Genomic DNA, 13,558 nt, shown 5'->3' with positions numbered 1-13,558 from the left:
ATTCAGAGGAGGAGACCATGAAGAAAACACTTCTTACGTTATCCCTGCTTGGAGGGTTGGTGACGAGTGCGTCTTATGCGCAAGATGTCGAGGCCTTCCGCGACGCTGTTACATCCGGCTCGGCGACTTGGGAGGATGTTCAGGCACGCGCCAAGGAAGAGGGTGAAATCAACCTCTACTACTGGGGCGGCAGCGATCAGATCAACATCTGGATGGATCGTTTTGCTGCGCCGGGGCTTGAGGCCGAAGGCGTAAAGCTCAACCCTGTTCGCATAACCGGCACCAAGGACGCGGTTGACTTGGTTCTGGCCGAGCTTGGCTCGGGCAAGGGTCTGGGCGAAGGCAGCGTTGATGCGATCTGGGTGAACGGTGAAAACTTTGCGACGCTTAAACGCCAGAGTGCCCTGTTCGGTGCCTTTGCGGACAAACTTCCTAACAGCGCCAATATCGAGTGGAATGCCGATGATCCGCGCGCATTGCTGAACCTGCGCGACTTTGGCGTTGAAACCAACGCGTCGGAAATGCCATGGTCAGGTCAGCAATATGTGTGCTCGGTCAATACGGGTCGGGTCGCGAAGGAAGATATTCCGGGCACGTTTGCGGAACTCAAAAGTTATCTTGAGGCCAATCCCGGAAAGTTCGCCTATGTCAAGCCGCCCCATTTCATCGGCAACACTTTCGTTCAGGCGGCGATCTACGCGCATAATCCGGACGGCAACGGAGCAGTTCCGTTCCAGAACTCGGTTGAGGATTTGGGAGCCGCAGAATTGGCGCGACTGATCACGCCGGGCATGGAATACCTCAAAGAGCTGGACGGGATGTTGCTGGGGGCGTCAGGAAGCAGCGCAAGATACCCCGAAGACCCGTCAGCCCTGAATGGCTTGTTCCTGAACGGCGAAATCGATTTTTCCTGTCAGTTCGGTCTTTATGGTGTCGCAATCGGGTTGCGGGATGGCACCTATCCTGAGGGGGCGGAACAGTTCATCTTCCCAGAAGGCAACATGATCAAGAACAAGAACTATCTTGTCATCCCCGCGAACGCGCCTAACCCGGCCGCCGCGCTGGTTATGGCCAACTACATGGCCTCGGTCGAAGCGCAAGCGTCCAAGCTCGAGGTTGCTGGTATGCCACCGGGTATTGACCCATGGCGTTTGTCCGAAGACGACGTTGCAAAGCTGACCGCAGCCTCACCCGGTTTTGTCGGCATTACGCAGCAAGAGTTGGACGCAAACACCGCGCCCGACACCAATGCGACGCTGGTTGATGTCATCGAGGCCGCATGGCTGGAATACATCGAGCGCAAAAGCACGGACTCGATCGATGTGATCGTGGAACGCGCCGTTGCCAACCTGAACCAGTGATACTTACCCAGAGCCTCCGCGCTGTGCGGGGGCTCGAACAAGGATTTCAGAATGGGTGGTTCTGCGCCAAACGAACTGGGACGGTTGCGTCGGGAACGACGGCTGATGCTATTGCAATTGCTGCCGGTTGTGCTTGTCTTGACGGTGCTTTTTGGCGGCGCCCTTGTGCTGGGTGTCATGCAATCGTTGGGCTTTGCGCCCTGGTTTGGTGTGAACACCTTTCCCGATTTTTCTTATTTCCGCGCGCTCTGGGGTGAAGCCTCATTTTGGCAATCCCTGTGGCTGACGCTGTACTACGCTGTTGCAGCGACTATACTTTCATTGGTCCTCGGTATTCTTCTTGCACTTGCGCTGGTGCGCAGCTTTCCGTCCAAAACGCTATATAAATACCTCTACAAACTGCCTTTGATGATCCCGTACACCGTTGGCATTGCGCTGGCCGTGATCATGTTGGGCAATGGGGGAATGTTGTCGCGGCTGATGGCCTTTGCGGGCTTGATCGACGACCCCGCGCAGTTCCCGCAGATTCTCAAGACGCATATGGGCTGGGGCATTATCGCCGTATATGTCTGGAAACAGACCCCGTTTGTCGCCCTGACCATCTACGCCGTTCTGCTGGGCGTCGGGCGAGAGACAGAAGAGGCCGCAGCGATACTGGGTGCCAACAAGCGGCAGGTTTTCTTTTTGGTGACACTGCCGCAGATCTTGCCGGGAATCATTTCATCGACACTCATTATCTTTGCTTTCAACATAGGGGCCTTTGAAGCACCGTTCATCCTCGGTGGTGGCTTCCCCGACACCCTACCAGTGGTCGCCTGGCGATACTTCAACGATGCGGATTACACTCTGCAGCTTCAGGGGATGGCAACGGTTGTGTCCATCGCGCTGATCGCAGGCGGTATCCTTTATAGCTACCTCGCGATCTACCGGCGGTATGAACGCCGCATCGGGAGGCAATAAAAATGGCACGTCGGAATGCCAATGCCACGGCCCTGAGCGAACGGCTTTCGCCTTTTCAGAAAGTCTATTTGTGGCTGATCGCAGGGTTCATCCTGGGCCCCTTCATCCCGCTGATCATCCAGAGCTTTGCGTTCCGCTGGGCCTGGCCTGATCTGCTACCAAGCACATGGTGGCTGGAGCAACGTGAGAAATCAGTTTTGCCCCTGGCCTGGGACTACGTGATCTCACCCTATAGTCAGGTCTGGGAGGCCACGCTGAACACGGTCTTTATCGGTAGCGCGGTCACGGTGATCTGCCTGATTATCTGCCTGCCCGCGGCCCGAGTACTTGCCCGCGAAAGCTTCCGCGGCAAGTCGGCCTTTGAGTTCTTTCTCTCCATGCCCCTCATCGTGCCCGAGGCAGCCATCGGTATCGCACTTCTGATGATCTTTATCCAGATCGGGCTGGCCGGGACATATACAGGGATCATCATTGTCCACCTTATTCCCACGATTCCTTACATGATACGCATGCTCACCGCTGTCTATCAGGGACTGGGTCGTGATTTCGAAGAACAGGCGATGATCCTGGGCGCATCACGCTGGCAGATTCTGCGCATGGTGACCCTGCCCATGCTGTTACCGGGCGTGGTTGCAGGGGCGCTGTTTACGTTTCTGGTGTCTACAAATATCTTCCTTCTGACCTTTTTTATGGGTCAGGGCAAAATCATCACATTGCCAACACTGCTTTTCTCGAAAATCGCGGGTGGTACGTTGGACGCGTCAGCGGCAGGCATAACACTGGTTGTGACGGTGCCCGGTATCATCCTTTTGGTCATTACCGAGCGGTTCATCAAAGAAGAGGCATTTGGCAAAGGCTTCGGCAACTAGAAAGGCAAAGACATGACGACTTTGAAAGAGGCCGTGGAACGGTTCATCCCCCTTGATCATAAGCTGATGAAAACACGACTGGGCCGACCCGGCACGATGCCCCGCGTTATCATCGACACCGATACCGCCAACGAGATCGATGACCAATATGCCGTGGCCTGGGCGTTGTTGTCGCAAGACCGCCTTAACCTCGAAGGCGTTACCGCCGCCCCCTATTCGTTCCTACATCACCGAGACGGCCTTTATGATGCGGTGGCCGCCCTGCAAAAAGGCGGCGGAACAGATCACGACAGTAAATTTGTGGGCCCCTTCGCGGGATGGGCGCAACGATTGCTAGCCGATGGCCGTACGGCGGATGACATTGAGTTTGTTACGCCGGATGTCGGTGAAGCGCGCTCTTACGATGAAATCCTTCGCGTATTTGACGCCTGCGGTGTCGGCTCCGAAGGCAAAGTGTACCATGGCTCGACACAGCATTTGCCGTCATATGACGCGCCGGTTGATTCCGATGCGGCCCAGTTCATCATCAAACAGGCGCGCAATCGCGAAGATGGTCCTGTTTACATTCTCGCCATGGGGGCATTGCCAAACATCGGTTCCGCCCTGCTGATGGCGCCGGACATCATTGACAATATCGTTGTGGTCTGGACTTCAGGCTTTCCCAGCTATGCCCCGTTTTGCAACGAACCTTCACTGAACCTCGTCCAAGACCAGTTGTCGTCGCGTCTGCTGTTCGAATGCGGTGTGCCGCATGTGTATCTGCCAGGCTACCATGTCGGCGCGCAGCTGACGATTTCCAAGCCCGAAATGGCAGCTTTTGTTAAGGGCCGCGGAGCGATTGGTGACTATCTTTGGCATCTCTACACAAACAACCCGTTGCACGTGAAATACGCGATATCAGAACCGGATACTAAAACGTGGGTGATCTGGGACATTATCAACGTTGCTTGGATGCTTGATGCCGCCTACGTGCCGACCCATCTGACAACCTCACCGCATCTAAGCGCCGATCTATACTGGCAGAATGACCCATCGCGCCACCTCATGCGCGAAGCCTATGATGTCGCACGGGATGCTGTTTTTGAGGATTTTTATCGCGCTATTGAGAGAGGATAATCCAGTCAGTTGTTTTTGGTATGATCTGTTACTCGAGGTCGACCATGGCTTAGAATCAAGGCCGATAACCAATACATGCCGGTTGCAGAGAGAAAGACTTTTGGACATCTATCGTAGCGTGTCGCGACACGCCACCAGTCCTTGAGCCTGCCGAACATGAACTCAATTCGCTTGCGCCGTCTGTATCGGCGCTTGTCGTACTTGACGGTGGTCTTGCGTTGCTTTCGACCCGGGCTGCAGGCGCGTATCCCTTTGTCTTTTGACGCATCTCGGAACCAGTCGGCGTCATAGACGCGATTCCCGATCAGCCAGTCGACGTTTGGGAAGCTGCTGGGCAGCGCCTGCGCGCTGATTTAGTCGCTGACCTGACCGGCGGTGACGAACAGGTCGAGCGGTCGCATGGGCCTCTGCGGCGATGTGCTGTGTCAGCGATTGCGCAGAAGTATCGCGTCACTCAGCGGTTCATCGTGGTGTGATCGACGGATAAACCTCGCTCTGCCGAGATCTCCTGCAGATCGCGGTAGGAAACGCCGTAGCGAACATAAAGGAGCGCAGCGAATAGGGTCACATCTTTCTGATACTGTGCACCTTTGAAGGAAACCATGAGCAGGCTTTCGGCTGGATACGACCGACAGTCATTCACTCGCCAAATCCGAAAGCATCAACGGTCGAAAGCTTGCAACACAACCGTTTTACACTAACCATCGCTTTAGACGCGCTTCATAGCGATACGCGGCCTCGCCTTCTTTGTGCCACACAAGCACCTCTTCAAAGAAAGAACGGAGTTCTGGGTCTTCGAGGGCCGCCCGGGTCAGGGCGCGAGCTTGTCCATCGCTCACCAAGAGTACTTCGTCGGAGTCCCAAAGCTGTGGTGCACTCTGGAAGATGTCAGCCCAAAGGGCAATATCAAACCCGCCGGGATCGCGCTGGAAAAGCGCTTCGGTCGAGCTTTCCACGGGGTGAGAGGAAGCCAGGCAAAGGCAGGTCAACCAGCCGTCCTTCGCCACGTATCCAGGTGTGCTTACCAGCGCTACTTTGCGACCTTTCAATTCGTCTGGAAGAGGCTTTATCCACCGGTGCCGGTACCAGTCTCGAGGAGCTTCAAAGAGCGCCCTAGGGGCTAGTACTTGCCCGCCCTTGGAGCGAATAGGGAAGACGGGATCGACCAAAACTAAGGGTTCAATATCGGCTAGTTGGAAGCCTTTCGCGCGGGTACAGTCTGCAAAGAACCGTTCAAATCCGTGTTCAAACTGGTCACCGATTTGGGTGCTTTCGTCAGTGAACATCTCAGCGCCAAGGCGGAGAGTTTTCAAGGGTGACAGCGCCTCTGTTCGCGCCCAAAACATGGTCCCTGCGAAGAAATCGTCCTTGATCTGCGCAGGAACAAGTCCGGCACGCACGCATAAGTCGCCGCGAATGGGCAGGCTGGCTTCATGGCCGGGATCAATGCCGCTCCCGTTTTTTAGACGCAATGTGGCGGGGCCCATCATGCCGAGATTTGGTCGCATCGCAAAGTGGTTGAGGATGTTTTGCACTTGGACGGGCGAACCCAACAGATCCAAGAGGACCCTGCGGCGCCACAGATGCCCAAACCGCGCGCCAGTGACACCACTTAAAACCGAGCGTTTCCCGTGAATTTTGCAGATGAGACTGATACCGTCCAAAAGCCCGGACTGGAAAACGGTAACAAAGGGACGAATGTCGCGACCCAAGTTCTCGAGGTTGAGGATTTTTGCCCCGGGGAATTGGAAGTTGATCTGCTCCTCAAGTGCGGGGTTGGGTGCAGTCAGGGTGACGATCAGGCGGAAGGTCAGTTTGGAGTGCGTCAGAAAGGTGCTGACCTCGTCCCAAAGCTCTGGGTAGTGGAGATGCAAAACGACCGCGATCGTGCCGTCGAAATTCGGTGCAGGGGCATCTTTGTGCGGTAGATCTGGGATTGCATCAAGAATCATCGGAGAGGACAGGAGCGTAGCCAAGCTCTCGCTGCCCAAATCCATTCCCCGGTTGTCCGCAAGACTGGCGCGGGGTGCGCCTTTCGCGGGGCGCTCAAAACTGTAGATGCAGCCTCCATGGCGCAATGGGGCGGCGAAGCGGGATTTTCTAAGGATGCGGGAAGCGGTGTGGCGGCTCCATAAATCCGGGCGGGATTTGCGGATTTCTAGATGCTGTGCGTGAATCGTCACGTCATGTTCCATGGGCGTGACATGGAAACTTTGGAAGGCGTCGGAGGGCAAAAGGATGTGATCAATGGCCCCTGTTGCGTGATGAATCTCGATTATCTGGGGTTGGTCTGTCCGACATTGGAGCTGATACCGGATGCCTGCCGTTAGCCTATGGGGTCGCATCTGGTTCATTGTGAGCACTGGGCTTTGATTTCCGTGTTAATTGCCTTTTTCGATGCGCTAATCCGACAGCGCAGGGCCTTTTGAAGCGGCATGCGACGGTCGGAAAGGCAGTTTCGGCGAATAGCATTTTGGGTGCAATAGATATAATAATCATGGCCCAGCGGGAATAGGTCTTTGAGCATTCACTGCTTCCAGCGGTCGGAGAAATCGAGGATGCCCGGCACGTTTGCGACCTTTTGGGGCGTGTAGGCAGCCTCAACCTTTGAGGCTATGGGAGCGTATCCGAATCATATTGTGCACGCGCAACGATATCGGCGTCTATGGCTTTTTGCGATGAGCTAAGCCGATGACGCAGGGCTTTTTTTAGACGACGGATGGCGGTTTGAAGGGCTGTTTCGGCCCATGGGGTTTGGTTACGATAGGTCCAGTAAAGATGGCCCAACGGATTCAAGTCTTTGAGCATCCACGGCTTCCGGCGGTCGGTAAAATGAAGGATGCCGGGCGCGTTTGCAGCCTCCAGCGCTTCTTCGGGCGTATAGGCGGCCTCAACCTCGGATGGCAGGTAGAGCCGGGTTCCTGCATTCCAGCGCAATGGCAAGGACTGGGTTTGACCACAAAAAACCAGATTGAGCAGATCCTGATCTTGCAGGGTGATCCTCTCTTTATGGGTCTCGTAGGCGGTTGCCAATGCGGTCTCAAAATCCATGGCTCTTATCGCGTCCAGGTCGAAGATCGCGACCCCTGCGTTGAAATAGAGATGCCCAGATGGCAGGCCAAGGCGCTCGGATTGAGTGAGGCCTCCCTCATCCGGGCAGGCGCCTATGGGGTAACCGTTTAAAGGTGTGGACCAGAGGTGCTCCAGCGCGTCGGTGACCACGGTGTCGGAATCAATATAGATAATTTTTTGAATGGCTTTTGGCAGAGCCTTGTGCATGGCCAACCGATAGTATGTGGCTCTCGAAATATGTGCACGATTGAGGGGCAGTTCGGTAAGCGTCTCGGTATTGACAGGCAAGAAGATGAGTTGATTACGAGCGGTCGTGGAGAGATTCTTGCGGGTTGTGTCGCTCAGGGACCCGTCCTCGAGTATATGGAAGTTTAGGCGCTCCGGGTGGCCCGCGTGATCGAGGGCTGAGGCGATAGTGACTGCGGCGTGGGGGGCATAGGTTTCGTCAATGGCCAGTACCACATGGATGGTCTGGGGGACGGTGTCCTGCGCTCGTGCCTTTTGTGCGGCTATATTGGCCAATACTTCTTCCGGTAAAGTTGGAATGCGCGGGTGGATCATTGGGTGCCTATCGGGGTGTATTTCGGTCGACACTATGTCACCGATATTTGCATTGTCAAAGAAGCTCCGCCTGGGTTTCATGTGGGCCCTTGGTTGTCTTTCTCATCGTCCGATTGTGCCGCAAATTCTTGAGAGAGTTAGGCAGAGCGTTCGTTTGGATGCACCTATCCTGCGATTTCGGCAAACTCTCGCAATCCGCACATCGCTGCGCTGGGGGATTGCCTCTTTCGGATCACGTTGGCTACCTCGATGCCATCCAGTGTCGCGGACGCGGACGACAAAGGCTTGAACCCGCACATGTGTCGCACCCGTCGTTTGATAGACCTGTGATCCTGCTCGATCATGTTGTTCAAAAATCTGGACCAGATTGTCTGCACTTTGGCTGGGCGGCCAAACCACATGGGTATCCTGTTCACTTCTCGAAAACCGGCTGCATGGGCGTCGCTCTTGTCGATTCCGATCTTTCCTGGGACACCGTTTGATGACAGTGCTTCGGCAAAGAACTTGGTCGCCACAGGGCCATTTCTTCGCTCTGAGAGCATGAAATCAAGAGTATTTCCCTTGTCGGCAGCGCGATAGAGATACATCCACTTGCCACGCACATATGTTCCTCCATGCGCCGGGAATCTGGTGTCGGACGCTTCATCGATTGGGCGCGCGCTGCGATCATCGGCGAGTACTTCGTGACCCGCCTGTTCAATGTAGCATGATGCGCGCAGGCCCCGTTCAGCCATAATTCCCTCAAGGTGCGATAGGAAACAGTGTGCCTCAGATAGAAGTACACTGCGTACAGAACCGCATCCTTGGGGAAGTGGCAGCTGTTCAAAGACATCATACAGAAGCCCGCTCGTGGTCGTATTGAAGGCAAAGAGCACCTGAATCCGCGTTTTCGCCAACCTCGGTCAAGATTTTGCGACACAACCCTTGAGTTCTCTTATTAGCCAAAGCACCGTGCTCATAATGCGCATAAATATTATAAAATGCGCACAACTCTAAAGGTGACAAATCCATTCCATCCAGCGCCAACCACGTGCGTTGCAGAGACGTCTGGGAGACTAGGTGATCACTCGAAGGCGTCAGGCTCCATATCCAACCAAAAGGCGAAGATGGCCGTAGCATTTAGGCCTGATCGCCAACCATGCGCCCGGAAGTGCTCTCGATCCAGATCGTTGTTCAATCCGGCAAGGAACAGCCGCTTGTCTGCATCTCGCTGTGTGGGGTTTCGCCGCGAAACCAGATCCTCGACGATCGCCAATTTGCGGGAACGCTCCGCTCGTTCTGACACCCGCGCCTCGTAAGCCTGATCTTCCTGGGCCTTTTCAACCTCTCGTTCACGGGCGGCTTCGACCGCCTCGGGACTGGGCTCGGGTGCGGTTTCATTCTCCGGCGCTTTGTAGTCATCCCGCAATGCAGCTGAGAGATATCCGAGTGTTGACTTAATACCCCCCTGCCCGCTGACGTAGTCGAGCTTTTGCTGAACATAGTCTTCACCATGTTCAGCTATCCATTGCCGCGCCAACCTATCCGACACCCCCTGCTCGCGCAGCGTTTTGTATATCTTCAGGTTCCGAACGCCGTCACCATCGTCAATCTCGAACATCGCCTTCTGCGGGTTGCCTTTGATCAGGAACCGAATGTCGGTAACGGTGCGCCCCTTCTTCTTGAACTCCGGTTCAATTAGAATGTCCGAGCTTTTGTTCACCTCAGCAACAGCAGGTTTGATGATCTTGGCATTGAGATGTTTGAAACTGCCATAGTAGTCGCTTCCATCCACGCCCATCAGTTTTCGAAAAACATCCAGCGCCCACCATCCCGTCGATCCGGTACGCACAAATCGGTAGCAGTTTTCGTACAATGCCAAGCCGTGTCCGGAACTGAAGTTCCGCTGGATTTGAACATTTATCAGCGCGTAGATCTTCGGATCGTAAAGTTTCTGCGCAAGCGCAGGGGAATACGCATACTCGCAAACTCCGGCCTTGAGTTTTGCGAAACTAAGCAACGACGAGACGCCCCATTCCTGACGGCCCTGTTCGTCCAACATGTCCCATTCTGCTACGGTCTCGGCCAGAGCCCTAAGGCTGGCGCGTAGCGTGTCAAAGTCGTTCGAATTGTATCCAACCATCATCGCCAAAGTCCGAGCGTCGATGGTGTGGGTTTGTGCGGACGTTAGCGCGTCATATGCATTCAACAAAAGGACATTGGATAACTTGCGCTGCAATAGCGTCAGCTTGCCGCTAATGTGAATTGCAGCAACGTTCTTCTTCACTGTTTCCCGGCGCAATGCGCCAGAAAGCTGATCCATGTCCAATTGTGTATCCGGCATGATTCTGCCTGGCTGCTCGTTTTGATATTTCTGCCACGAAAGGTACCCGTTGATCAATCTTAATTGGGTGCCCAAATACAGGATCACATGAATCCCGTAGACAGGTACCTTATTCCGAAAGTGCTCGACTTATCCCCAGGCAACTGCTCGCGGGGGTTCGGAGACCGGCTGTTACGCAGGAGCACAACATCCAAAAGAGAGAAGATTAGGGTCTGATTGGTGCACTTTCTTAACAACCTGAGAATCGGGACCCTTCTTCCCGGATTCTGGCCCCTACCCTCCTGTAGATGGGCACCTTTTATCCTGTAGATGGGTGCTCCAGACACTGAAAACAGGTGCCATACGAGGCGCAAATTATTGTTAAATAACGATATTAACGTCCTAAAGAATCTAAACTGTCTAAAATAAATAAACTATTTGTTGCGTCCTTTTCTTCGATTTTAGGAAGTTTCGCCACGAAACCGGTCTAGGCGTACACCTACTGTGGAAAAACTTGAGAACAAGGATAGCCGCCGGGCCAAATGTTCGCTACATTCCGCAATATACGCCGACAAGGCGAACATTACCCGAGGCATCGACAGTGAATAAATCCAACCAACCCCCGCTACCGCCATATCTGAATCTGGATCCGCAAATGGCGGCGACAAAGTTACCCGATCCTATCGGCACTTCGCGATTCGCAAAAGCAGCGACGTTCTGTGCAAAGGGCCGAGAGGACCTGGCGCGCAGAGGCTACGCTCCGGATGGAGAAAAGCGTTTGCGGCGATTTTCAATCTGGGAGATCACCAAATATCTCATCCCTGTTGCACCCGCCCATCTTCGACGTGTCCTCAAGGCGAATCCCGATCTTCCTCAGGGTGAGGGAGAGGCCGGCTCCAAGTGGTTCACGTTGGAAGAAGTGCTCACCCTACGAAAGCACTTTGCGGCAGAGGGTGTCAGCACGAAGGAATATCTTCCTTATCGCCCTGATGGTTTACCCGCAAAGGTCGTCGCTGTTGCGAACTTCAAGGGCGGCGTCGGCAAGACCTCAACAGCGGCCCATCTGGCTATGTCGGCGGCTTTGGACGGCTATAAGGTTCTGGTCATCGACCTGGACAGCCAGGGATCGATGACGTCGATCCTCGGAGGGCAGGTTGCCGATGAATGGCAAACGGTGTTTCCGTTGGTTGCAAAGGACTATGCCAAGGCTGTTCAGGAGGAAAACCGGGTACGCTCAGCCTCAGGTCAGCCAGAGATCCCGCTCGACGAAACCCTGCAGGAGGCATTGACCACCCTGCCCCGCGACGTCATTCAAAAAACCCACTGGCCCAATATCGATCTGATCGGTGCGCAGCTGAACCTGTATTGGGCCGAGTTTCAGATCCCGGTTTGGCGCATGGGATTACGCAGTTGGCCCCTGTGGGATGGGTTGACCAATTTTCTTCAGGACGAAGGTATTCTGAACGACTACGACGTTGTGTTCCTCGACACTCCTCCTGCACTTGGGTACCTAACGATAAACGCTCTGGCTGCGGCGGACATTTTGTTGGTTCCTCTTGGCGCTTCATTTCTGGAATTTGATTCCACAGGCCGCTTCTTCGATATGCTCTACACTACGTTCGCCAGTATTGAAGATGGCGAGAACTCGGCGCAACGCGCGGCGGGTTTACCGGAGTTAAAGTTCGAATGGGATGTAGTACGGGCCATCATCACGCGGTTCGACGCCAGCCAGCAGACAGATATGGCCAACGTCATTCAGGCCTATTTTGGTGATTTTATGAACGCATACCGGCAGGACTATACGGCCTTGGTCGGGCAGGCGGGTGAACAAGTGAACGGCATTTACGAAGCAGACTATCGCGACTTCAACCGAGAAACTTATGTGAGGGGCCGAGAGACATTCGACCGGACCTACGCAGAATTCAAAGAGGTTCTGATCGGATGTTGGTGGCGCGATGCTCAGATGGGAGGAGAAGCAGATGGCTAAACGCAGAAGACTGACCGCCCCGGATACGGCGGAATTGGAACATCTCGAGGCGGGTTTCGCGGCGAAACCATCGATCAGCCCGTTTGAGACGACGACAACACCACCGATAGCCCAGGTCGCAGCCGAAGCCGCGTCACTGAACGGTATGGTGGCGGTTACGGATCGCGTGGCTTTGGCCCAGGATCAGGGGGACGCCGCGCGCTGGCGCGATGCCGAGAACGCAGGGCTTGTCGCGCAAAACCTGCCTTTGGATCAAATTGATGCCGACTTCATCCGGCGCGACCGTATGGTCGAAGACGAAGAGGCCATGGCCGAGCTTCTGGAATCCCTGCGTGTTCACGGTTTGCGAACGCCCATCGAAGTCACGCCCGACGGTGACGGTTTTGGCCTTATCTCCGGCTATCGTCGATTGGACGCATTTCGGCGGCTGTCAGAAACAGACCCCAGGTTTTCCCAGATACCAGCTTTTGTTCGGCAGGCTGGGACGGGGCAGGGGGCTTACGTTTCGATGGTCGAAGAGAATGAGCTTCGATCAAATCTCAGCCCCTACGAACGCGGCCGTATCGCGGTTCTTGCTGCGGGGCAGGGAGTCTTCGACACAACTGAGGCTGCCGTGGATGTTTTGTTTGCCGCTGCATCCAAAGCCAAGCGGTCAAAGGTACGCAGCTTTGCGGTTGTTCATGAGGCGCTAGGCGATCTTCTAAAGCATCCAATTGCTCTGACGGAAAAGGCAGGCCTTAAGCTTGCATCCGCCCTCCGCGATGGGGCGCAATCAAAACTTCGTCAAACTCTTGCGTCAGCAGAAGTGTCGGATGCAAAAGAAGAGTGGTCGTTGTTGGAAGCGGCCTTGAAAGATACGCCTGAACCAACCGAAACAAAGGCGCGCGGAGGGCGGCCACAAGAAGTTCAGCGATTGGCTCCGCAGATTTTGCCGGGAGGCGGAGAGATTTTGGCAGAGGTGTCATCTGGCGAAATGCGGATTCGCATCAAGGGGCGTGAACTGAGGCCCAAAGACGCGGAGCAACTGATCGAAAAAATCTCGAATTATCTGGCTTAGTTTCGTCGCGAAACCCACAGCGCCTGACGAGCTATCCGGTTCATTGATATCAATGTGGGCGCTGAAAGCTTGAAACGCTGCTTTAACCAAACGCCAGAGTAAGTTAGGTGATTATCGTGTCGTGCGCAAAATGAATGAATAATGATCATTAAATGACTGAGGCGACTTTAAGAGAGGGCTGCACCCAGAGTTCCCTGGCAACCATTATTAATGGCGCAGGTTTTCTGGGGGATTTTGTTGCGAAGTTTCTTGCTGCCCGAAGAGGTTACGTTG

10 protein-coding genes and 3 pseudogenes are annotated in these 13,558 nt (G+C 54.7%); 7 read left to right on the top strand and 6 right to left on the bottom strand.

Going from position 1 to position 13,558, the window contains the following annotated elements; translation table 11 throughout:
- The first annotated feature begins 17 nt into the window (after positions 1 to 17).
- Genes ACR0BU_RS13635 through ACR0BU_RS13620 form a run of 4 tightly spaced genes read left to right on the top strand, consistent with a single transcriptional unit; the run spans position 18 to position 4,306 of the window.
- The gene (locus ACR0BU_RS13635; RefSeq protein ID WP_480737859.1) at positions 18 to 1,361 is read left to right on the top strand and encodes an ABC transporter substrate-binding protein; all 1,344 of its coding nucleotides are present in this window, start codon (positions 18 to 20) and stop codon (positions 1,359 to 1,361) included.
- 51 nt (positions 1,362 to 1,412) lie between these two features.
- Positions 1,413 to 2,321, top strand: a complete 909-nt coding sequence (locus ACR0BU_RS13630; protein WP_298934665.1) for an ABC transporter permease — start codon at positions 1,413 to 1,415, stop codon at positions 2,319 to 2,321.
- 2 nt (positions 2,322 to 2,323) lie between these two features.
- Positions 2,324 to 3,190, top strand: coding sequence for an ABC transporter permease (locus tag ACR0BU_RS13625; protein ID WP_300072007.1), 867 nt, complete (start codon positions 2,324 to 2,326; stop codon positions 3,188 to 3,190).
- A 12-nt stretch (positions 3,191 to 3,202) separates the two neighbouring features.
- Positions 3,203 to 4,306: a nucleoside hydrolase gene (locus tag ACR0BU_RS13620; protein WP_480737857.1), complete on the top strand. Its 1,104-nt coding sequence runs from the start codon at positions 3,203 to 3,205 to the stop codon at positions 4,304 to 4,306.
- Positions 4,307 to 4,371: 65 nt separating this feature from the next.
- On the opposite strand, the pseudogene ACR0BU_RS13615 reads toward ACR0BU_RS13620, so the two are convergent.
- The 3 genes and pseudogenes from ACR0BU_RS13615 to ACR0BU_RS13605 all read right to left on the bottom strand — a co-directional run.
- Positions 4,372 to 4,704: pseudogene (locus ACR0BU_RS13615) on the bottom strand (transposase); the annotation flags it as partial.
- Positions 4,695 to 4,910: pseudogene (locus ACR0BU_RS13610) on the bottom strand (IS6 family transposase); the annotation flags it as partial. The pseudogenes ACR0BU_RS13610 and ACR0BU_RS13615, both read right to left, overlap by 10 nt.
- An 88-nt stretch (positions 4,911 to 4,998) precedes the next feature.
- Positions 4,999 to 6,303, bottom strand: coding sequence for a rhamnan synthesis F family protein (locus tag ACR0BU_RS13605; RefSeq protein ID WP_480737856.1), 1,305 nt, complete (start codon positions 6,301 to 6,303; stop codon positions 4,999 to 5,001).
- Between the two features lie 165 nt (positions 6,304 to 6,468).
- On the opposite strand from ACR0BU_RS13605, the gene ACR0BU_RS13600 reads away from it, so the two are divergent.
- Entirely contained in the window at positions 6,469 to 6,636 is a 168-nt protein-coding gene (locus tag ACR0BU_RS13600) for a hypothetical protein (RefSeq protein ID WP_480737855.1), read from the top strand.
- 283 nt (positions 6,637 to 6,919) lie between these two features.
- Here ACR0BU_RS13600 and ACR0BU_RS13595 read toward each other — a convergent pair whose 3' ends face one another.
- The 3 genes and pseudogenes from ACR0BU_RS13595 to ACR0BU_RS13585 all read right to left on the bottom strand — a co-directional run bounded on the left by ACR0BU_RS13595 (position 6,920) and on the right by ACR0BU_RS13585 (position 10,262).
- The gene (locus ACR0BU_RS13595; RefSeq protein ID WP_480737854.1) at positions 6,920 to 7,939 is read right to left on the bottom strand and encodes a glycosyltransferase family 8 protein; all 1,020 of its coding nucleotides are present in this window, start codon (positions 7,937 to 7,939) and stop codon (positions 6,920 to 6,922) included.
- Between the two features lie 164 nt (positions 7,940 to 8,103).
- A pseudogene (locus ACR0BU_RS13590) lies at positions 8,104 to 8,774 on the bottom strand (IS6 family transposase).
- Between the two features lie 228 nt (positions 8,775 to 9,002).
- Positions 9,003 to 10,262 (bottom strand): replication initiation protein, encoded by a 1,260-nt coding sequence (locus ACR0BU_RS13585; RefSeq protein WP_480737853.1) that lies wholly within the window; start codon positions 10,260 to 10,262, stop codon positions 9,003 to 9,005.
- 634 nt (positions 10,263 to 10,896) lie between these two features.
- Between ACR0BU_RS13585 and ACR0BU_RS13580 the strand changes: the two genes are divergently transcribed.
- Together ACR0BU_RS13580 and ACR0BU_RS13575 are read left to right on the top strand one after the other, a co-directional pair.
- Positions 10,897 to 12,228 (top strand): AAA family ATPase, encoded by a 1,332-nt coding sequence (locus tag ACR0BU_RS13580; protein WP_298934784.1) that lies wholly within the window; start codon positions 10,897 to 10,899, stop codon positions 12,226 to 12,228.
- Complete coding sequence (locus ACR0BU_RS13575; protein WP_480737852.1) at positions 12,221 to 13,285, top strand: ParB/RepB/Spo0J family partition protein; 1,065 nt, start codon at positions 12,221 to 12,223, stop codon at positions 13,283 to 13,285. The genes ACR0BU_RS13580 and ACR0BU_RS13575 overlap by 8 nt, the downstream gene beginning before the upstream one ends.
- Positions 13,286 to 13,558 lie beyond the last annotated feature (273 nt).

This window comes from Ruegeria sp. CK2 (genome assembly GCF_056536585.1).
Note: the sequence above shows the minus strand (reverse complement) of the source record. Positions and strands in the feature narration are given on the sequence as shown.

Excerpts from the sequence above, each read along its gene's own strand:
- ACR0BU_RS13630 (WP_298934665.1), top strand. The coding sequence starts at position 1,413 with ATGGGTGGTTCTGCGCCAAACGAACTGGGACGGTTGCGTCGGGAACGA.
- ACR0BU_RS13620 (WP_480737857.1), top strand. The coding sequence starts at position 3,203 with ATGACGACTTTGAAAGAGGCCGTGGAACGGTTCATCCCCCTTGATCAT.
- ACR0BU_RS13580 (WP_298934784.1), top strand. The coding sequence starts at position 10,897 with ATGGCGGCGACAAAGTTACCCGATCCTATCGGCACTTCGCGATTCGCA.
- ACR0BU_RS13585 (WP_480737853.1), bottom strand. The coding sequence starts at position 10,262 with ATGCCGGATACACAATTGGACATGGATCAGCTTTCTGGCGCATTGCGC.
- ACR0BU_RS13605 (WP_480737856.1), bottom strand. The coding sequence starts at position 6,303 with ATGGATTTGGGCAGCGAGAGCTTGGCTACGCTCCTGTCCTCTCCGATG.
- ACR0BU_RS13635 (WP_480737859.1), top strand. The coding sequence starts at position 18 with ATGAAGAAAACACTTCTTACGTTATCCCTGCTTGGAGGGTTGGTGACG.
- ACR0BU_RS13575 (WP_480737852.1), top strand. The coding sequence starts at position 12,221 with ATGGCTAAACGCAGAAGACTGACCGCCCCGGATACGGCGGAATTGGAA.
- ACR0BU_RS13625 (WP_300072007.1), top strand. The coding sequence starts at position 2,324 with ATGGCACGTCGGAATGCCAATGCCACGGCCCTGAGCGAACGGCTTTCG.
- ACR0BU_RS13600 (WP_480737855.1), top strand. The coding sequence starts at position 6,469 with ATGCTGTGCGTGAATCGTCACGTCATGTTCCATGGGCGTGACATGGAA.
- ACR0BU_RS13595 (WP_480737854.1), bottom strand. The coding sequence starts at position 7,939 with ATGATCCACCCGCGCATTCCAACTTTACCGGAAGAAGTATTGGCCAAT.